A 20,100-nucleotide genomic window follows, 5' to 3' on the forward strand; every position below is an offset into this window, starting at 1 on the left:
CCACGTCAAGGATCACCATCCCCGCCATGAACACCATCACCACCCCTCCCATCTCTTCCTCTGAGGCGATGCACTCGCTGGACCTCGGTATTTCCGGCATGACCTGTGCAAGCTGCGTGGGCCGCGTGGAGCGCGCGCTGCGCAAGGTGCCGGGCGTGCAGGAGGCCTCGGTCAACCTGGCGACCGAATCTGCCCGCATTGCCTTTGTCACGCAGGTGGGCGCTGACGCCACTGCCATGGAGGCGGTGCTGCGCCGCGCGGTGCGCAATGCGGGCTACGAGCCACGCGCGGCGGGGCAGGAGGATGCGCCCGAGGATTTGTCGCCCTGGGCCGGCTTTTTACCCGTGGGCATTGGCCTGCTGCTGTCGGCGCCGCTGGTGCTGCCTATGGTGGGCGACCTGTTCGGCCAGCACTGGATGCTGCCCGCCTGGGTGCAGTTTGTGCTGGCCACGCCGGTGCAGTTCGTTCTGGGGGCGCGGTTTTACAAGGCGGGCTGGCATGCGGCCAAGGCGCTGAGCGGCAACATGGATTTGCTGGTGGCGCTGGGCACCAGTGCGGGCTGGGGCCTGTCGGTGTGGCTGTGGCTCACGGCCCACGAAGGTCATGCGCCGCATCTGTACTTTGAAGCGTCTGCCGTGGTGGTCACGCTGGTGCTGCTGGGCAAGTGGCTGGAGGCACGCGCCAAGCGCCAGACCACGGCGGCCATCCGCGCGCTGCATGCGCTGCGGCCGGATGTGGTGCATTTGCTGACCCAGCAGGGCGAGGTGGATGTGCCGGTGGCCGAAGTGCTGGTGGGCGACCAGCTGGTGGTGCGGCCGGGCGAGCGCATCCCCGTGGATGGCACGGTGCATGAGGGCCACACGCAGGTGGACGAATCCATGCTGACGGGCGAGCCCCTGCCCGTGGCGCGTGATGTGGGCGCGGCGCTGACGGGGGGCTCGATCAACGGCGATGGCCGCATCGTGATGGCGGTGACGGCCGTGGGCGCCGAGACGGTGCTGGCACAGATCATCCGGCTGGTGGAAGACGCCCAGGCGGCCAAGGCGCCCATCCAGCGGCTGGTGGACCAGGTATCTGCCGTGTTTGTGCCCGTGGTGCTGGTGGTGGCGCTGGTCACGCTGCTGGGCTGGCTGTGGATGGGCGTGGGCATGGAGGCCGCGCTGATCCATGCCGTGGCGGTGATGGTGATTGCCTGCCCCTGTGCGCTGGGCCTGGCCACACCGGCGGCCATCATGGCGGGCACGGGCGTGGCGGCCAAACACGGCATTCTGATCAAGGACGTGCAGGCGCTGGAGCTGGCCCACAATGTGGATGTGGTGGCTTTTGACAAGACCGGCACGCTGACGGTGGGCCAGCCCCGGCTGACGGCGTTTGAGGTGGTGCCCGGCCTCGACGATGCGGCCGTGATGGCGGCGGTGGCTGCGGTGCAAAGCGGCAGCGAACACCCGCTGGCGCGTGCCGTGGTGTCGGCTGCGGGTGAGCGGCAGATCAGCGTGGCCACCGCGCAGGACGTGCGCGCCGTGCCCGGGCGCGGCACCGAGGGTGAGGTGGACGGCCAGAGCTACCTGGTGGGCAGCCTGCGCTGGATGCAGGAGCTGGGGGTGGACATGGGCCCCCTTGCAGCGCGGGCCCAGGCGTTGCAGAACGAGGGCGCCACCGTGTCGGCGGTGGCGCAGCGTGCTCCGCAGGGCTTCCAGCTGCAGGCCCTGATGGCCTTTGGCGACGAACCCAAGCCCGGCGCGCGCGAGGCGCTGGCACAGCTCAAGGCGCGCGGCATCCGCACCGTGATGATCTCGGGCGACAACCGGGGCGCGGCCGAGGCCATGGCCCGGCGCCTGGGGCTGGACCCCGATGCGGGCGAGGTGATGGCCGAGGTGCTGCCGGGCGACAAGGCCGCCAAGGTGGCTGCGTTGCAACAGGGCACCGATGGCAAGCGCCATGAGCGCCGCCGGGCCGCCCCAAGGCGCGAAGACCCCCTCGGGGGGCAGCGACCCAGCGCAGCGGCGGAGCGTGGGGGCCACATTGTCGCGATGGTGGGCGACGGTGTTAACGATGCCCCGGCACTCGCGGCCGCCGATGTGGGCATGGCCATGGGCAACGGCACCGATGTGGCCATGCACGCGGCCGGCATCACGCTGATGCGGGGCGACCCGATGCTGGTGGCAGCCGCCCTGGACATCTCGCACCGCACGGTGATGAAGATCCGCCAGAACCTGTTCTGGGCGTTTGCATACAACGTGGCGGGGATTCCGCTGGCGGCGCTGGGCTACCTCAACCCGGTGGTGGCGGGGGCGGCCATGGCACTCAGCTCGGTCAGCGTGATGGCGAATGCCCTCCTACTCAAGCGCTGGCGCATGTGATAAACACGTACGACCCTGCCATGGATGTCTGGCACACTGCAACGTTTTGTTGCAAGTCGGCGGCGCCCAGGGGACCGGCGGCCTGTGTGTACATCCCCATCTGAAGGACGACAGATCATGAACCTCTTTTCGCTCATGCGGCAGTTCACCATACGGTTTCGCATGTTGGGCGCCATTGCCGTTGTGCTGGGCCTGCTGGGCCTGCTGGGCGGCGCTGGCATGCTGGGCATGTTCCGCATCCATGCCATGAGCCAGGACTTCATGGACCACTCGTTTGCCGAGGTTGGGTACATGGCCGAGCTGCGGGGTGAGATGGGCGCCATCCGTCAGTTCGAGAAGGACATGATCATCGGCTACGAAAAGCCCGAGGACGTCAAGGCCGCCCACGCCAAATGGCTGGACAGCCAGGACCGCGCCAAGAAGGTGGCCGGCAAGTTCCTGGAAGGCGAAGAAGATTCGGACAACCCGGTGGTGCGCAACATCGTGAAGCGCCTGGACAGCTACCGTGAGCTGTTCGCGCACGTGGCGCGCCAGCTGGAAGCCAGCGGCTACGACACCGCCACCATCGCCAACCGCATGAGCGCCAAGGCGGTGGCCGAATTTGCGGAGGCCGACAAGCTGATGGCCGAGCTGGATACCGTGCTGCGCAGCGAGGTGGCCAAATCGGTGGCGGAGCAGGGCCAGGTGTCCAGCGAGACCGAGTGGCTGTTTGTGCTGGCGGTGCTGATCACCGTGGTGGTGGTGGTGCCCACCACGCTGATGAACATGAACTCCATCTGCCGCCCGCTGGAAGACGCACGCAAGATGGCGCAGGCGATTGCAGGCGGCGACCTGTCGCAGCACATTGCCGCCGAGGGCAAGGACGAAGTGGCTGACCTGCAGCGCGCACTGCGCGACATGCAGCAGGGCCTGGGCGCGCTGGTGGCGCAGGTGCGGGACGCCAGCGGCAACATCGCCACCGCCAGCCAGGAGATCGCCACCGGCAATCAGGACCTGTCGCAGCGCACCGAGCAGACGGCCAGCAACGCGCAGGAGGCCGTGTCTTCGCTGTCGCAGCTCACGTCCACGGTGCAGCAGACGGCATCTTCGTCGCAGATGGCCAACCAGCTGGCGGCGTCGGCATCGCAGATGGCCACGCATGGTGGCGGCGTGGTGCAGCAGGCCGTGGCCAGCATGCAGGAGATTTCGGCGTCCAGCCGCAAGATTGGCGACATCATCGGGCTGATCGATTCGATTGCCTTCCAGACCAACATCCTGGCGCTGAACGCGGCGGTGGAGGCTGCCCGTGCAGGTGAGCAGGGCCGCGGCTTTGCCGTGGTGGCCAGCGAGGTGCGCAGCCTGGCCCAGCGAAGCGCGGCGGCGGCCAGCGACATCAAGGGCCTGATCCAGAGCAGCGTGACGGCCGTGGACGGCGGCGTGCGCCATGTGGAAGAAGCGGGCACGGCGATGAAGGACATCGTGGGCAGCGTGCAGCGCGTGGGCGACATCATTGGCGAGATCACCGCCGCGGCGTCCGAGCAGTCGGCCGGTATCGGTCAGGTGAACAGCTCGGTGGGCGAGATCGACCGCATGACGCAGCAGAATGCTGCGCTGGTGGAAGAGTCTGCCGCTGCGGCCGATTCGCTGCGCGAGCAGGCCGCACGCCTTTCGCAGGTGGTGCAGCAGTTCCGTCTGGCGGATTCGACAGGGCACGCGTACGCGGGCCCCGGAGCCACGGGCGCAGCACCGCTGGCCCGCACGGCGCAGGCCCTGGGCACCAACGCGGCCCAGCCCCGGCTTGAGGGCTGATACCTGACGCGCCGCACTGCGGTGAAAAAGTAGCCCCGCTGGCTCCGTCTGCGGGGCTTTCTTTATGGGAGAGGGTGGCCGGTTTATTGACCTGCGTCATGGGTTGGCCGCTTCCTGCATGGCAATCTCGGGGCCTGTGCCTAACCGGGGAGCGCGCCATGTCGTCCATCTGTCTGCGAACCATTCGTGAGGAGCATGCGTCGCTGGCGGCGGTGCTGCAGTCGTTGCACCTGATGCTGAACCAGGGCCCGGGCGACGAGCCCGCGGCGTTCTTTGACGTGATGCGGGCCATGCTGTTCTACATCGACGAGTTTCCAGAGCGCCAGCACCACCCCAAGGAGTCGCAGTGGCTGTTCCCCAAGGTGGCCGAGCGCTCACCCCAGGCGGCCGAGGCCATTGCCCAGCTGGAGCGCGACCACGAAGGCGGCGAGGCGGCGGTGCGTGAGCTGCAGCACCTGCTGCTGGGCTGGGAGCTGATGGGCGATGCGCGCCGCGAGGCGTTTGCCCAGGCGCTGGAGCGCTACATCCGCTTTTACCTGGAGCACATGCGCCTGGAAGAAACCGTGGTGCTGCCCGCCGCGCAGGAATCCCTGCAGCCGGGCGACTGGGCTGCCATCGACGCGGCCTTTGCCAGCAACACCAACCCGCTGGCCCCGGGCAAGCCGCGCGACGCGGCGTATGACCGGCTGTTCACGCGCATCGTGATGCGGGCGCCGAGCCCGATAGGCTTAGGTTCACCCCCCTGAGCGGCTTCGCCGCTTCCCCCGCTCTCGCTACGCGGGCAGGGGGACGCCGCCAGCGTGGCGGGGCGGCCCTTGTGCGGCGGCCCGCGCTAGGCCAGCGCCAGTTTCCACCGGCGCGTGAACCCGGACGCGGCACTCCGTTTTTGCCTGCTCAGGCACCCAGTGCCGGATAGTCCGTATACCCCTCGGCCCCGCCGCCATACAGCGTGGCGCGGTTCACCTCGTTGAGCGGGGCGTTGGCCTTCAGGCGCGCCACCAGGTCGGGGTTGGCGATGAAGGGGCGGCCAAAGGCCACGATGTCTGCGCCGTGGGCCAGGGCGGCATCGGCCAGTTCGCGGGTGTAGGCGTTGTTCACCATCCAGGCACCCTTGCCACCGGCTGCGCGGTAGGCGGCCTTGAGGGCGGCGTAGTCAAACGGGCGGCCTTCCACCTCGCGCGGGCCGCCGGTGGCGCCTTCGATGATATGGAGGTAAGCCAGGCCGAGCGGCGCCAGCTCACGCACCACGTGGTCGAACAGGGTTTGCGGGTCGGCGTCCACGATGTCGTTGGCGGGGGTGACGGGCGACAGGCGGATGCCGGTGCGGCCGCCGCCGATTTCCTCGACGATGGCACGGGTCACTTCCAGCAGCAGGCGGGCGCGGTTGGCGATGCTGCCGCCGTAGTCGTCGGTGCGCTGGTTGGCGCCAGTCTTGAGGAACTGGTCGATCAGGTAGCCGTTGGCCGCGTGGATTTCCACGCCGTCAAAGCCCGATGCAATCGCGTTGCGCGCGGCGTGGCGGTAGTCCTGCACAATGCCGGGGATCTCCTCGGCATCGAGCGCGCGGGGCATGGAGGTGTCGGTGAAGGTGGGCACGCCGTCCTTGATCAGCACGGTCTTGGTGTGGGCGCGGATGGCCGAGGGGGCCACGGGGTGGGCGTTGCCCGGCTGCAGGTCGGTGTGCGAGACGCGGCCCACGTGCCACAGCTGCACCACGATCTTGCCGCCGGCAGCGTGCACGGCGCGGGTCACTTTCTTCCAGCCATCCAGCTGCTCGGTGCCGTACAGGCCGGGCACATCGGCATAGCCCTGGGCTTGCGGGCTGATGGCTGTGGCCTCGGAAATGATGAGGCCGGCGCTGGCGCGCTGTGCGTAGTAGGTGGCCACCAGGTCGGTGGGGATGGCCTCGGGCGAGCGGTTGCGCGTAAGCGGCGCCATGGCAATGCGGTTGGCCAGCTGGAGGTCGCCCGCGCGGGTGGGTTCAAACAAAGAGGTCATGACGGGGGTCCTGTAAAGCAATGTGCAAAAAAAGCAGCAAAGAGCCTGTTGACGATCTCCCAGGGGTCGCGCAGCGGTCTTTGCGGGATGGGATGCAAGGCGCGGTGCGCAGTGGATAGCCCCGCTATCCACAAGCGCCGCAACGCCGCAGACCGCCCGCAAAGGCCACTGCCCGAAGGGTTGGAGCGAAATCGGGTGATTGGACGCCCCAGCTGCTTGCATGGGCATGAGCCCATGCGGCGCATCCGAAGCATCCACTCATCCCGATTGCGCTCCAACGCGATCCCCTGCGAGATCGCCAACAGGCTCTTAGAGCTTAATGCTGCAGCGCAAAACGTGCAGTGCACTGGCGTCAACAAAAGCAATGGTTTTGTGTTAGCCCGTCATGGCCGAGCCAGCGGCACCGCAGGTGTTGCATGAGAATGGGTCGCCATGTCTTTTTCACCGCCTATTGCTCCGACCCCCGTCTCCCCGTTGCGCAGCCTGTGGCTGGCTGTGGCCTTGTCGATGGGTGCGGCCATCTCGCTGGGCATCACGCGGTTTGCCTATGCCTTGCTGTTGCCACCCATGCGCGAAGACCTGGGCTGGTCGTACACGCTGGCGGGCGGCATGAACACGGTGAACGCGCTGGGCTACCTGCTGGGCGCCCTGGCCACGCCCCTGCTGTTGCGGCGCGTGGCTCCCGGGGCGGTGCTGCTGGTGGGCGCCGTGATGGCCACGGTGTTCATGGGCCTGAGCGGATTTTTCACGCAGGCATCACCTCTGCTGGTGCAGCGCCTGCTGGCCGGTGGGGCCAGCGCGCTGGTTTTCATTGCGGGCGGCTTGTTGGCGGCGCGGCTGGGTGCCCAGGTGCCGGGGCGCAGCGGCTTGCTGCTGGGCCTGTATTACGGCGGCACGGGCTGGGGCATCAGCCTGTCGGCCTTGCTGGTGCCTGCGGTGCTGGGCGTGGCGCCTGCGCCGCATGGCTGGACCTGGGCCTGGTGGGCGCTCGCGCTGGCTTGCGTTGCGGCCACGGCGGTGCTGCTGTGGCCCGCGCGGGTGTTGCACGGGCTGGCGGCACCCGTGGCCGCCGCGCCCGGAACCACACCGGCGGCTGCAGTGCCCGACCGTGTGCGGTGGCGGGCATTGGCCCCTGCACTGCTGGGCTACGGCCTGTTTGGCGTGGGCTATATCGGCTACATGACGTTTGTGGTGGCGCTGCTGCGCGAGCAGGGCCGGGGCGCGGGCGAGGTGACGCTGTTTTATGCCCTGCTGGGGCTGGCCGTGGTGCTGTCGTCGCGCATCTGGGCCGGGCTGCTGGACCGCAGCCGGGGCGGCGAGGCCCTGGCGCGCCTGAATGGGTTGCTGGGCGTGGCCACGATCCTGCCCGCCATCACGGGCGCGTGGCCGGTGGTGTTGGCCTCGGGGCTGCTGTTTGGCGGGGTGTTTTTGTCGGTGGTGGCATCGACCACGGCGCTGGTGCGGCACAACCTGCCGCAGGCGCTGTGGGCCAGCGGCATCAGCGCGTTCACCATCGTGTTTGCGGCCGGGCAGATTGTGGGGCCCACGGTGGTGGGCTGGATTGCCGATGGCCCTGGAGGCCTGGCGCGCGGGCTGGTGTTCTCGGCCTGCGCGCTGTGGGTGGGGGCGCTGGTGGCGTGGCGGCAAAAGCCGCTGTAGCGCAACTGGAGTTTTGGCCGTGCGTCGAGCTGCGTGCTCCCAATCGATACTGGCGGGGCCTAGGCCAGGAACGCCGAGCAAGGGCCGCCCCGCAGCGAGGGCGTTGTCCCCCTGCCCGCGTAGCGAGAGCGGGGGGAAGGCGCGCAGCGCCTCAGGGGGTGTCCCTATTTCAGCAAGCCTTCCGCCTTCATGGCGGCCTGCACTGCGGGGCGGGCACCCACGCGTTCACGGTAGGCCGCCAGGTTCGCGAGGCCCGAGATGTCGAGCTTGGTGGGTTGGGTCCAGTTGGTCACGGTGAACAGATAGCCGTCGGCCACGGTGAACTGGTCGCCCATCAGGTACTGCTTGCCGGCGAGCTGGCTGTCCACCCACTGCAGGCGCTGCAGCAGGCGCTCGCGCACCATGGGCTTGTAGTCTTCGGGGGTGGCGGGGTTGAACAGGGGGCTGAAGCCCTTGTGCAGCTCGGTGCCGATGAAGGTCAGCCACTCTTGCAGGCGGTAGCGCGCCAGTGTGCCGTTGGCGGGGGCCAGTTGCTTGTCGGGTACCTGGTCGGCAATGTACTGCACGATGGCCGGGCCTTCGCGCAGGCGCTCGCCGTTGTCCAGCTCCAGCACGGGCACGTAGCCCAGCGCATTGATGGTGTAGAAGTCGGTGCCGTCCTGCAGCTTGTGGCTTTTGGTGCTGGCCAGCACGGGGGTGTAGGCCAGGCCGGCCTCTTGCAGGGCGATGTGGGGAGACAGGGAGCAGGCGCCGGGGGAGTAGTAGAGCTTCATGGATCGGTCCTTGAAAACGGTCGGAAACCGCCGATCCTATGCGCTGTGCAGCTTTCTTGCTGGCGGCCTAAGCTGCACAGGTCCCGGAGGCGGAAACTGGCACGGCCCACGTCAGTGCCGCCGTGCAAGGGCCGCCCCGCCGCACGGGCGGCGTCCCCTTGGGGGCTGAGGGCCGCGGCTCCAAGCCTGCCTGCGCAGGCTTGGACGTGACCGAAGAGCTGGCGCCTCTGGCGGCGGCACCGCGGCGCCGAAGGCGACACAGGGGGGTTAGGTGTCGTAGCCTGGAAGGTCGCGCTGCACCTTGCGCAGCAGCGCGGGCCACGCAAAGGCGCCGCCCAGGCCGCCGGTCTGCACGCGCATGGCCTGGGCCACGCCGCTCACGATCTGCGGGTTCACCTGTGTCAGTTCGCCACCGGCCTGCGCGTCAATCTGGATGCGGCAGGTGTTCTCGAAGGTGTACATGGACAGGAAGGCGTCGGCAATGGTCTTGCCCACCGTCAGCAGCCCATGGTTGCGCAGCATGAGGAAGTTGGCCTCGCCCAGGTCGGCCTGCAGGCGCGGCTTTTCTTCGTCGCGGAAGGCCACGCCTTCGTACTCGTGGTACGCCAGCGAGCCCAGCACAAAGGTGCTTTGCTGGCTGATGGGCAGCACGCCGCCCTTTTGCGCGCTGACGGCCACGCCGGCGCGCGTGTGGGTGTGCAGCACGCAGCCCGCCTCGGGCCGGGCCTCGTGCACGGCGCTGTGGATCACAAAGCCCGCCGGGTTCACCGGAAAGGGCGAGTCGTGCAGCTTGTTGCACGCCATGTCCACCTTGATCAGGCTCGACGCCGTGATCTCGTCGAACATCAGGCCGTAGGGGTTGATGAGGAAATGGTGCTCGCCCAGGCCCGACACCGACTCGGGCAGCTTGGCGCTGATGTGGGTGAAGACCAGGTCGCTCCAGCCGTACAGCGCAACAAGCCGGTAGCAGGCGGCCAGGTCGCAGCGCAGCTGCCATTCTTCGGGGCTGACGCTGCCCTGCAGCGAGGGGATGGTGAGCATGGGTGGTGTCTCCGCTGTCTGTGTTGATTGTGGGAGGCACCACTGTAGGCCGATGGGGCGCGGGCGACTGTCAGGCAGGCTACACAGGCGCCAGTCGCATGGGCCGCGCGACGTATAAAAATGATAGCTGCCAGCGCTTGCTGGATAAGCGCTAACGGCCAATTTGGCTTGAACTTTACACGGCCGGTGCTTCTGGAATCGGCGCGCGCATGCCTGCGTTGACCAGGTTCCAGGCATTGATCACGCCCACGGCAAACCCCAGCTCGGAGATTTCTGCTTGGCTGAACACGGCTTGCAGCCTCGCAAATTCCTCATCGCTCGCGTCGCTGTTGGGTGTGGCGGTCAGGATCTCGGCCCAGCGCAGTGCGGCGCGGTCGCGGTCGCTGAAGAACGGCGCCTCGCGCCAGCCGGCCACCGCGTTCAGGTGGCGCGGCTCCATGCCGTTCTTTACCAGCACATGCCAGTGCATGTCCATGCAGTACGCGCAGCCGTTGATTTGCGACACGCGCAGAAACACCAGTTCGGCCAGGCGCGGGCCCAGCGGGCCTTTCTTGATGGTTTCGGACAGGTTCACCAGGCCCATGAAGGCCTTGGGCGACAGCTGGTGGTAGGCGAGGCGGGCGGTGTGCTGGGCCATGGAAAACTCCTGGAGGGTTGGAAAGACAACAAGCTGCTCTGGAAGAAGCCGCAGCGAACGGGCTGTTGCCGCTTTCCATACCCTTCAAGACGTTGCGCAGTGCGCGGTTGTGACAGCGTGGCCTTTAAAAACCGTCGCTTCTTTGGCGCCAGTGTTCGTCCAGCACCGCAGGCACCCGCGTCAGCTTGTCCGGGTTGCGCACTGCATGGATCGCCACGATGCGCTCGCCATCCGTCACAAAAGCCTGCACCGAGTCGAGGCGGCCATTGGCGTAATGCAGCAGACCCGGCTCGCCGTTGATGAGCGCCATGCGGTACACCAGCTGCGCGCCCAGGCGGCGGTGTTGCGCCCAGTACAGCATGGCAATGCGAAACCTACCCACCAGGGGTTGGGGGAACGCGGCAACCTTGCCGCCCCCATCGCCGATGAGCTGCGCGTCTTCGCTCAGCAGTGCCTCGATGGCGTTGCGATCGCCGCTGTGGGCGGCTTGCATGAAGCGCTGCAGCAGCTGGTGGTGCACCTTGCGCGGCACATCAAAACGCGTGCGTGCCTGTTGCACCCGCTCGCTGGCGCGGTGCACCGTCTGGCGACAGGCGGCCTCGGTCTTGCCCAGATGCGCGGCGATCTCGGGGTAGTCGTAGTCGAACACCTGGCGCAGTAAAAAGGCCGCGCGCTCTTCGGGGCCCAGGCGCTCGAGCACGTACAAAAAGGCCACGGACAACTCGCCCGCCAGCTCGGCCGCTGACTCAGGCGTGTTGTGGTGGATGCCGCCGCTGTCAGCGTTGTCGCCCTGCAGCTCCACCAGCGGCTCGGGCAGCCACCAGCCCACATAGGCCTCCCGCTCGGCCTTCAGTGCCCGCAGCCGGTCGATGGCCAGGCGCGTGACCACCGTCACAAGCCAGGCCTCGGCTGACTGTAGCGCAGCCAAGTCCTGCCGGCTCCACCGCAGCCAGGCGTCTTGCAGCACATCCTCGGCATCGGCGCGCACGCCCAGCATGCGGTAGGCGATGCCGAACAGACGGGGGCGCAGGGTGGCGAAAAGATCAGGGGATGTGGGGTTCATCGCTGCGTGGGGGGCGTGCGTGCGAAAGGCTGCAAGGCTTTCATGCCAAGACGTGCCAGCCTGGCGCTGTGTGACAGCGTGCGCCGCCAGCTTTTGTTTTGATAGCTACTTGCGGTTATGGGATAAGCGCTGATGCCCGATTTGATGCAGCTTTTACGGTGAAGGCCACTTCACCGCGCCCTCACCAGGTAAGGGCTGCGTCACCCGCTCCAGCTGCGTGAGATAGGCCAAGGCCTGCGCATTGTTTGTGCCGCACATCTCGACAGAAGGCATCAGCCCCCCGCACACCGCTGGTCGCTCTGGCTGCCCAAAAATGCGGCAGCGTGCATCGTCCCCCAGTTGAATGCAACGCACCCCCGCAGGCTTGCCCAGTGGCATGCCAGGGATGGGTGAGCTGATCGACGGGGCGATGCAGCAGGCGCCACAGCCGGGGCGGCAGTTCATGGGCTGTGCGGCCCTAAGCAGCGGCGGTGGGCTGCAGGCGGGTGGCGGCCCACAGCACCTGGTCCACCACGGCACGCACGCGGTCGCGGTGGGCGGGCTGGATGAGGGCGCCGCTGTCGTCAAACGCGCTGCCTGCCGAGCCCAGGGCAAACGCCTTGGGCGCCAGCCAGCATTCGGCATTGATCAGCAGGGGTGCCAGGTGGCTTTGCGAGCGCAGGCCGCCCAGGGCGCCGGGCGAGGCACTCAGCATGCCCACGACCTTGCCGCGAAAACTCTTGCCACCGTCCTGCCAGTCGGGGTTGCCCTTGACGGGGCTGGAGGCCCAGTCGATGGTGTTCTTGAGCAGGGCGGTGTAGCTGCCGTTGTACTCTGGCGAGCAGATGATCCAGGCCGGGTGCTGCCAGAGGATTTCCTTCAGCCGGATCACGTCGGCAGGCGTGCCCTGGGCTTCGAGGTCGGCGTTGTACAGCGGGATGTTGAAGTCCGACAGCTCCATCAGCGTGACGCTGGCCCCCGCATCGCGCGCGATGGCGGCGGTGGCGTGGGCCAGTTTGCGGTTGAAGGATTGCTGGCGGGTGCTGCCCGCGAAGATGAGAAGTTGGGTCATGCGGCGCATTGGAGCACAAAGCGGTGGCAGGAATACTGCAAGTGAAACACCCTGCAGTGGCAGGTTGTTTCACGTGGAACATGTGGAGGCCGCTCGCGTCGTGACCATGGTTTTGCACAAAAAGCATGCAAAGGTGGGAAAATCGCGGGTTTCCCCCAGCGCCGCCGCCCCCTTGGGGCGTTGCTCGGCCCGTACCTGCAGCCCCTGTCGGATAACGGGCCCCAGCGGGCAGTATTGAAAGACGGGCCATCACCGGCCCCGGAGTGTTCCCCATGTTGTACCCCCAGGAATTTGATGTGATCGTTGTCGGCGGTGGCCATGCAGGCACCGAGGCCGCGCTGGCCGCTGCGCGCATGGGCAGCCGCACGCTGCTGCTCACCCACAACATCGAGACGCTGGGGCAGATGAGCTGCAACCCCAGCATCGGCGGCATCGGCAAGGGCCACCTGGTGAAAGAGGTGGATGCCTTGGGCGGTGCCATGGCGCTGGCCACGGACGAGGGCGGTATCCAGTTCCGCATTCTCAACAGCTCCAAAGGCCCAGCGGTGCGGGCCACGCGAGCGCAGGCCGACCGCATTCTGTACAAGGCCGCCATCCGCCGCATGCTGGAGAACCAGCCCAACCTGTGGCTGTTCCAGCAGGCGGTGGACGACCTGATGGTGGAAGGTGACCGGGTGGTGGGCGCGGTCACGCAGGTGGGCATCCGCTTCCGCAGTCGCACCGTGGTGCTGACGGCGGGCACCTTTCTCGACGGCAAGATCCATGTGGGCCTGAACAACTACGCCGCAGGCCGGGCAGGGGATCCGCCCGCCGTGTCGCTCTCGGCGCGCCTCAAGGAGCTGAAGCTGCCCCAGGGTCGCCTGAAGACCGGCACGCCGCCCCGGCTGGATGGGCGCAGCATTGACTTCTCGAAGTGCACCGAGCAGCCGGGCGACGGCATGCCCGGCGGCGTGAACGAGGGCACGGTGCCCGTATTCAGCTTCATGGGCAATGCACAGATGCACCCCCAGCAGGTGCCCTGCTGGATCACCCACACCAACGAACGCACACACGAGATCATCCGCAGCGGCTTTGACCGCAGCCCCATGTTCACCGGCAAGATTGAGGGCGTGGGTCCGCGCTACTGCCCGAGCGTGGAAGACAAGATCAACCGCTTCGCCGACAAGGACAGCCACCAGATCTTTCTGGAGCCCGAAGGCCTGACCACACACGAGTTCTACCCCAACGGCATCAGCACCAGCCTGCCGTTCGACATCCAGTACGAGCTGGTGCGCAGCATGCCGGGGCTGGAAAACGCGCACATCCTGCGCCCCGGCTACGCCATCGAATACGACTACTTCGACCCGCGCTCGCTCAAGAGCAGTTTCGAGACGCGCCAGATCCAGGGCCTGTTCTTTGCCGGGCAGATCAACGGCACCACGGGCTACGAAGAGGCGGCAGCGCAGGGCCTGTTCGCCGGCCTGAACGCCGCGCTGCAGTGCCGGGGCGACGCCCCTTGGCTGCCCGGCCGCGACGAGGCCTACTTGGGCGTGCTGGTGGACGACCTGATCACCAAGGGCGTGACCGAGCCCTACCGCATGTTCACCAGCCGGGCCGAGTTCCGCCTGCAGCTGCGCGAGGACAACGCGGACATGCGCCTCACGGAAGTGGGGCGCCAGATGGGCCTGGTGGACGATGCGCGCTGGGATGCCTTCAGCCGCAAGCGCGATGCGGTTTCACGTGAAACAGAGCGCTTGAAGGCCACCTGGGTGAACCCGCGCAACCTGCCTGCCGCCGAGTCGCAACGGGTGCTGGGCAAGAGCATTGAGCACGAATACAACCTGTTCGAGCTGCTGCGCCGCCCCGATGTGAGTTACGCCAACCTGATGTCGATGGACGGTGGCAAATACGCATCGGCCGATGTTTCACGTGAAACCCTGGGCGACCTGAGCGAGCCGGTGGTGGAGCAGGTGGAGATTGCCGCCAAGTATGCGGGCTACATCAACCGCCAGAAGGACGAGGTGGAGCGTGCCGCACACTTCGAGAAGCTGCGCCTGCCGCCCGACCTGGACTACATGCAGGTCACGGCCCTGAGCATCGAGGCGCGCCAGGTGCTCACCCGCCACCGGCCCGAGACCCTGGGCCATGCCTCGCGCATCACGGGCATCACGCCCGCGTCGATCTCGCTGCTGATGGTGCATTTGAAGAAGGGTGGGTTCAAGGAGTTCGCCGTGGCACCGGCAACGCCCACCAAGGCAGAAGGCGAAGTGGCAGCATGACGATGACAGTGAGCAACGACACCCTGCGCCAGCAACTGCAGGCTGGAGCAGAGGCTTTGTCTCTGGGTTTGGCCGATGCCCAGATCACGCAGTTGATGGACTTCTTGGCGCTGCTGCAAAAGTGGAACAAGGTCTACAACCTGACCGCCGTGCGTGACCCGCAGGAGATGATGACGCACCACCTGCTGGACAGCCTGGCCGCCGTGGCGCCGCTGCGCAGGCATGTGGCGGGCCTGCAGCAGGGTGGGGCGGTGACAGCGGTGAAACTGCTGGATGTCGGGTCGGGCGGCGGCCTGCCCGGCGTGGTGTTTGCCATCTGCTGCCCGGATGTGGATGTGAGCTGCGTGGACACCGTGGGCAAGAAGGCGGCGTTCATCCAGCAGGCGGCGGTGGCGCTCAAGCTGCGCAACCTGCACGGGGTGCATGCGCGGGTGGAGACGCTGACGACGCCGTTCGATGTCATCAGCTGCCGTGCGTTTGCCTCGTTGCCCGATTTCGTCACCTGGTCGCGCAGCGCGCTGGCCGCGCCCCACGGTGTGTGGCTGGCCATGAAGGGCAAACACCCCGAGGACGAAATTGACGCGCTGCCTGCGGATGTGGTGGTGTTTCACGTGGAACAGCTGGCTGTGCCTGGGCTGGATGCGGAGCGCTGCATCGTCTGGATGAAGCCTGTCTGATGGCATCGGCGCTGCGGCGCCGACTTTTCAGCAGCCGGGACAGGGGGGTCGCGTAAACTCGGCTCCTCACTCGGACGCATCGTTCATCGCGCCCGACCAAAACCCCCGGGAGAAACCATGTTCGGCATCGCAGACTACGGCGCCTTCGTCGCCGCCATTGTGTTGTTCCTCGCCATTCCCGGCCCAGGTAATCTGGCGCTGATCACCTCCACCAGCAAGGGCGGCGTGCGGGGGGGCATGGCCGCCACCCTGGGTGTGATTGCGGGTGACCAGGTGCTGATGTGGGCGGCGGTGGCCGGTGTGGCCACGCTGCTGGCCACGTACCCGGCGGCCTTCCATGCCGTGCAGTGGCTGGGCGCGGCCTACCTCGCGTGGCTGGGCTTCAAGATGGTCACTGCCAAGCCGGGCGCCCAGCCCATCCTGAACATCGAGCCACGCCACTATTTCAAGCAGGCCGGGCTCATCACCTTGCTCAACCCCAAGGCCATCGTTTTCTATATGGCGTTCTTTCCGCTGTTCGTCGATCCTGCACGCCACCAGGGCATGCTGACCTTTGGCGTGATGGCGGCCACGGTGGCCGCGTTGACGTTTCTCTATGGCCTGACGGCCGTGCTGCTCACGCACCACCTGGCCGAGCGCATGCGCGCCAACCCGCGCATCGGCCGCGTGCTGGAGAAAGTGGCAGGCGTCTTCCTGATCGGCTTTGGCATCAAGCTGGCCATCTCTAAATAACACCACACGAACTGCAGCACCCACATGGCCAAGATCTTTTGCGTTGCCAATCAAAAGGGTGGGGTGGGCAAGACCACTACCACCGTCAACCTTGCCGCCGGCCTGGCCAAGATCGGCCAGCGCGTGCTGATGGTGGACCTGGACCCGCAGGGCAACGCCACCATGGGCTCGGGTGTGGACAAGCGCAGCCTGGACCTCACGGTGTACGACGTGTTGCTCGAATCCGCCTCGGTCAAAGAAGCGGCCGTGCTGTCGGAAAAATGTGGCTACTGGGTGCTGGGCGCCAACCGCGAGCTGGCGGGCGCCGAGGTGGAACTGGTGGCGCTGGAGCACCGCGAAAAGCGCCTGAAGGCCGCGCTGGCCGAGGTGGGGGGCGATTACGACTTTGTGCTCATCGACTGTCCGCCCAGCTTGAGCATGCTCACCCTCAACGGCCTGTGCAGCGCCCACGGCGTGATCGTGCCCATGCAGTGCGAGTACTTCGCGCTCGAAGGGCTCACGGACCTGGTCAACACCATCAAGCAGGTGCACGCCAACCTGAATGCCGACCTGCAGATCATCGGCCTGCTGCGCGTGATGTTTGACCCGCGCATCACGCTGCAGCAGCAGGTGAGCGACCAGCTCAAGGGCCACTTTGGCGACAAGGTGTTCAATAGCGTGATCCCGCGCAACGTGCGTCTGGCCGAGGCGCCCAGCTACGGCCTGCCCGGTGTGGTGTTTGACCCGGCCGCCAAGGGCAGTCAGGCGTTTGTCGAGTTTGCGCAGGAGATGGTCGAGCGCGTGCAAACCATGCCTGCGGCAGCGTCTTCCATAGCAAAAATGGCCCCCAGCGCTTGATGGATAAGCGCCAATAGCTATTAATTTTGTAGTAATGAAGGCCTCCAACATCCTGCTGCTGCCCGGCTGGCAGAATTCCGGCCCTGACCATTGGCAAAGCCGCTGGGAAGCGAGCCACGGCTACCACCGCGTAGAGCAGCACGACTGGATGCGCCCGCTGCGCGGCGATTGGTCCGCACGCCTGGAAGAAACCGTGGCCGATGCCGATGGCCCGGTGCTGCTGGTGGCGCACAGCCTGGGCTGCATCCTCACCGCCTGGTGGGCGGCGCACACCCGCCACGCGGCCAAGGTGCGCGGCGCGCTGCTGGTGGCGCCGGGCGATGTGGAGCGGCCCGATCTGGCCGCGCAGATCCACGGCTGGGCGCCCATTGCGCGCCAGCCCCTGCCGTTCCCGGCCGTGCTGGTGGGCAGCCGCAATGATCCGTACTGCAGCTTTGAGCGTGCCGAAGCGCTGGCCCAGGCCTGGGGCGCGCGGTTTGTGGACCATGGCGAGCGCGGGCACATCAATGCCGAATCCGGGCTGGGCGACTGGCCCGAAGGCCACGCACTGCTGCACACCCTTTTGAACGATTGAGAACAAACCATGGTCACCAAAAAACCCAAGGGCCTCGGCCGCGGCCTGGAAGCCCTGCTGGGCCCCAAGGTCGAAGACAAAGTGGAGCAGGTCCAGGCCGCCGAAGCGGGCCTGCCCAGCAGCCTGCCGCTGAGCGAGCTGGTGCCCGGTGTGTATCAGCCGCGCACGCGCATGGACGAAGGTGCGCTGTATGAGCTGGCCGAGTCCATCAAGGCCCAGGGCATCATGCAGCCCATCCTGGTGCGGCGCCTCACGGGCGGGGAGCACGCGGGCAAGTACGAAATCATTGCGGGCGAGCGGCGCTTTCGGGCCTCGCGCCTGGCGGGCCTGGCCGAAGTGCCGGTGCTGGTACGCGATGTGCCCGACGAGTCGGCAGCCGCCATGGCGCTCATCGAAAACATCCAGCGAGAAGACCTCAACCCGCTGGAAGAAGCCCAGGGCCTGCAGCGCCTGGTCAAGGAGTTTGGCCTGACGCACGAGCTGGCCGCGCAGGCCGTGGGCCGCTCGCGCAGCGCGGCCAGCAACCTGCTGCGCCTCTTGAACCTGGCCGAGCCGGTGCAGACCATGCTCATGGCGGGCGACATCGACATGGGCCATGCGCGCGCATTGCTCTCGCTGGACCGCGCCGCGCAGATCACGGCCGGCAACCAGATCGCGGCCAAGAAGCTGTCGGTGCGCGAGGCCGAGGCCCTGGTCAAAAAGATCGGTGCCGAGTTCAGCCTGGTGCCGCAAAAGCCCCAGAAGGAAAAGTCGCGCGACTTGAAGCGCGTGGAAGAAGAACTGTCGGACCTGCTCATGGCCGAGGTCGAAGTGCGCGTGAAAAAGCGCGTCAAGCGCCATGGCCGGGTGGAAGACATGGGCGAGCTGGCGATCCAGTTCGGGTCGCTGGAGGCTTTGAACGGGCTGATCGACCGCCTGCGCGGCTGAATACGCTTCTCCCCCCTGAGTCGCCTTCGGCGCCTTCCCCCCAGGGGGGACGACGCCCTCGCTGCGGGGCGGCCCTTGCTCGGCGTCTCTTGCTTGGGGCCGCGCCGGTTTCATGCGCTGTGCGCAACGCATAGACGGTACTGTCGTTGTCTCTTGCCGACCGATCGGATGCGTGAAATAGCGCACACAAACGGTTTCCACAAGTAACTTGCACGGGCAAAATGCGTCCTTGCGGGGCCTACACTGCGCTGCGTTCAACACACCCGGGTTGACCGCAAGGCCTCATCACAGGGCGGCGACGATGCCGCTTTGTGGCCCACGATGGTTTGCCGGGTGATCCACGTATCTCCTGGAGCAGACCTCATGACAACCTCTTTGCGCTACCTGACCCCCGCCTGCCTTGCCGCCGGCCTGTGCATTGCCAGCCTGGGCGCCCAGGCCCAAAACACCAAAACCCCCAAGGTGCAGTTGTGGATGGACCTGTCCACCGGCACCATGGCGGGGATGCCCGAGATGGACAGCCTGCCCGGTGGCGGCGGCATGCTCGGCGGCCTCATGGGGGGCATGGGCGGCGGTGCGGCGCCGGGCATGGGGGGCGGCAGCAACACGTCGTACGGCAACGCCCGCACCATGTCCATCATGCCGCCGCGCGTCATCGACATCGCCTTGCACAACAGCCTGCGCCCCGGCATCGAGGCCACCCAGTACATCCCGCCCGGCATGCGCATGGGCGAGTTCTTGCCGCTGATCCCGCCGCGCGCCCAGCCCACCCAGACCGAGCCGGGCGAAGTGCCGCGTGAGTACCAGCAACAGCAGCCCAAGGGCCGCATCCTGCTGTACTGGGGCTGCGGTAGCGCAGTGCGTGCGGGCCAGCCCCGCGTGATCGATCTGGCACGTGCCAAGCCCACCGACTACGCCCAGGCCTTCGCGGGCCGTGCCGTGCCGGACCGGGGCCCGCGCGTGGGCCCGGCCTATGCGCTGTACCCCAACGAACGCAACCAGGTCAGCCTGTCGCGCGACAGCTCGGTGGTGGGCGAGCACCAGGTGCGTGGCGACGGCGTGCCTGTCTCCATGAAATTCACCCTGGGCGCGGCGCAGGACCTGATGCCCGCCATCGACCTGCGCACCACCGGCAAGCCGCAGGACAGCATGGGCACCAGCTGGCAGCCGGTGCGCAATGCGCGCGCCTATTACCTGCACGCCATGTCGCAAAGCGGGGACGACCTCATCATGTGGTCCAGCGCCGAGACGCCGGACACCGGCATGGGCCTGTTCGACTACCTCTCGCCCGCCACCATCGACCGCTGGCTGAAGGAGCGCGTGCTGCTGCAGCCCGAGACCACGCAATGCGCGATTCCCCAAGGCATCTTTGCGGGCGGCGGGCGCGATGCCACGCCCATGCTGCGCATGATGGCCTACGGTGGCGAGAGCCACATCGTGTATCCACCCCGTCCTGCCGACCCCAAGGCCGCGTGGGAGCCTGAATGGTCGGTGCGCGTGCGTGTGAAGTCGCACACCATGGCCATGCTGGGCGAGGAGATGCAGGGGCGCCGTGGCGGCATGGGCGCAGCACCCGCTGCACCGTCGGGCGGCACAGGCGCATATTCCAGCGGCATGGGCGGCGCGCCCGCAGGCCAGCCGCCCGCAGGCGATGGCGGCACGGACGCGGGCAACGTGGTCAACCCCGTCAATCTGCTGCGCGGCATTTTTGGCCGCTGAGAACCG

At 67.2% G+C, this 20,100-nt stretch carries 18 protein-coding genes; 11 read left to right on the top strand and 7 right to left on the bottom strand.

What is annotated here, in order from left to right:
• Positions 1-26 precede the first annotated feature (26 nt).
• The 3 genes from AAFF19_RS01470 (at position 27) to AAFF19_RS01480 (ending at position 4,894) form a co-directional block, all read left to right on the top strand.
• Positions 27-2,360 (top strand): heavy metal translocating P-type ATPase, encoded by a 2,334-nt coding sequence (locus tag AAFF19_RS01470; protein ID WP_342721141.1) that lies wholly within the window; start codon positions 27-29, stop codon positions 2,358-2,360.
• Between the two features lie 117 nt (positions 2,361-2,477).
• Positions 2,478-4,148, top strand: coding sequence for a methyl-accepting chemotaxis protein (locus AAFF19_RS01475; protein ID WP_182119369.1), 1,671 nt, complete (start codon positions 2,478-2,480; stop codon positions 4,146-4,148).
• 158 nt (positions 4,149-4,306) lie between these two features.
• Positions 4,307-4,894, top strand: coding sequence for a hemerythrin domain-containing protein (locus tag AAFF19_RS01480; RefSeq protein WP_182119368.1), 588 nt, complete (start codon positions 4,307-4,309; stop codon positions 4,892-4,894).
• Positions 4,895-5,042: 148 nt separating this feature from the next.
• Here AAFF19_RS01480 and AAFF19_RS01485 read toward each other — a convergent pair whose 3' ends face one another.
• Positions 5,043-6,146: an alkene reductase gene (locus AAFF19_RS01485; RefSeq protein WP_342721142.1), complete on the bottom strand. Its 1,104-nt coding sequence runs from the start codon at positions 6,144-6,146 to the stop codon at positions 5,043-5,045.
• Positions 6,147-6,578: 432 nt separating this feature from the next.
• Between AAFF19_RS01485 and AAFF19_RS01490 the strand changes: the two genes are divergently transcribed.
• A complete protein-coding gene (locus AAFF19_RS01490; RefSeq protein ID WP_342721143.1) occupies positions 6,579-7,805 on the top strand; it encodes a YbfB/YjiJ family MFS transporter in 1,227 nt (408 codons plus the stop codon).
• A 164-nt stretch (positions 7,806-7,969) separates the two neighbouring features.
• On the opposite strand, the gene gstA is transcribed toward AAFF19_RS01490, so the two are convergent.
• The 6 genes from gstA to AAFF19_RS01520 all read right to left on the bottom strand — a co-directional run bounded on the left by gstA (position 7,970) and on the right by AAFF19_RS01520 (position 12,370).
• Positions 7,970-8,578: a glutathione transferase GstA gene (gene gstA, locus AAFF19_RS01495; RefSeq protein WP_008904658.1), complete on the bottom strand. Its 609-nt coding sequence runs from the start codon at positions 8,576-8,578 to the stop codon at positions 7,970-7,972.
• 267 nt (positions 8,579-8,845) lie between these two features.
• The gene (locus AAFF19_RS01500; protein ID WP_182119365.1) at positions 8,846-9,619 is read right to left on the bottom strand and encodes a class II aldolase/adducin family protein; all 774 of its coding nucleotides are present in this window, start codon (positions 9,617-9,619) and stop codon (positions 8,846-8,848) included.
• A 175-nt stretch (positions 9,620-9,794) separates the two neighbouring features.
• Entirely contained in the window at positions 9,795-10,256 is a 462-nt protein-coding gene (locus tag AAFF19_RS01505; RefSeq protein ID WP_182119364.1) for a carboxymuconolactone decarboxylase family protein, read from the bottom strand.
• Positions 10,257-10,380: 124 nt separating this feature from the next.
• Positions 10,381-11,319, bottom strand: a complete 939-nt coding sequence (locus AAFF19_RS01510) for an RNA polymerase sigma-70 factor (protein ID WP_342721144.1) — start codon at positions 11,317-11,319, stop codon at positions 10,381-10,383.
• 153 nt (positions 11,320-11,472) lie between these two features.
• The gene (locus tag AAFF19_RS01515; RefSeq protein WP_342721145.1) at positions 11,473-11,763 is read right to left on the bottom strand and encodes a YkgJ family cysteine cluster protein; all 291 of its coding nucleotides are present in this window, start codon (positions 11,761-11,763) and stop codon (positions 11,473-11,475) included.
• A gap of 13 nt (positions 11,764-11,776) precedes the next feature.
• Positions 11,777-12,370 (bottom strand): NAD(P)H-dependent oxidoreductase, encoded by a 594-nt coding sequence (locus tag AAFF19_RS01520; RefSeq protein ID WP_182119362.1) that lies wholly within the window; start codon positions 12,368-12,370, stop codon positions 11,777-11,779.
• A gap of 272 nt (positions 12,371-12,642) precedes the next feature.
• Between AAFF19_RS01520 and mnmG the strand changes: the two genes are divergently transcribed.
• The 7 genes from mnmG (at position 12,643) to AAFF19_RS01555 (ending at position 20,094) form a co-directional block, all read left to right on the top strand.
• Complete coding sequence (gene mnmG / locus AAFF19_RS01525; RefSeq protein WP_182119361.1) at positions 12,643-14,628, top strand: tRNA uridine-5-carboxymethylaminomethyl(34) synthesis enzyme MnmG; 1,986 nt, start codon at positions 12,643-12,645, stop codon at positions 14,626-14,628.
• Positions 14,629-14,630: 2 nt separating this feature from the next.
• Positions 14,631-15,305 carry a 16S rRNA (guanine(527)-N(7))-methyltransferase RsmG gene (gene rsmG, locus AAFF19_RS01530; RefSeq protein ID WP_182119398.1) on the top strand — a complete coding sequence of 225 codons (675 nt, stop codon included), beginning with the start codon at positions 14,631-14,633 and terminating at the stop codon, positions 15,303-15,305.
• A 117-nt stretch (positions 15,306-15,422) separates the two neighbouring features.
• Positions 15,423-16,037 (top strand): LysE family transporter, encoded by a 615-nt coding sequence (locus tag AAFF19_RS01535; protein ID WP_182119360.1) that lies wholly within the window; start codon positions 15,423-15,425, stop codon positions 16,035-16,037.
• 24 nt (positions 16,038-16,061) lie between these two features.
• A complete protein-coding gene (locus AAFF19_RS01540; protein WP_182119359.1) occupies positions 16,062-16,874 on the top strand; it encodes a ParA family protein in 813 nt (270 codons plus the stop codon).
• A gap of 34 nt (positions 16,875-16,908) precedes the next feature.
• A complete protein-coding gene (locus AAFF19_RS01545) occupies positions 16,909-17,448 on the top strand; it encodes an alpha/beta hydrolase (RefSeq protein WP_008904648.1) in 540 nt (179 codons plus the stop codon).
• 9 nt (positions 17,449-17,457) lie between these two features.
• Positions 17,458-18,375, top strand: a complete 918-nt coding sequence (locus AAFF19_RS01550) for a ParB/RepB/Spo0J family partition protein (RefSeq protein WP_008904647.1) — start codon at positions 17,458-17,460, stop codon at positions 18,373-18,375.
• Between the two features lie 363 nt (positions 18,376-18,738).
• Complete coding sequence (locus tag AAFF19_RS01555) at positions 18,739-20,094, top strand: hypothetical protein (RefSeq protein WP_182119358.1); 1,356 nt, start codon at positions 18,739-18,741, stop codon at positions 20,092-20,094.
• Positions 20,095-20,100: the final 6 nt, after the last annotated feature.

Origin of the sequence: Acidovorax sp. FHTAMBA (genome assembly GCF_038958875.1) — a bacterium.
GTDB lineage: Bacteria > Pseudomonadota > Gammaproteobacteria > Burkholderiales > Burkholderiaceae_C > Acidovorax.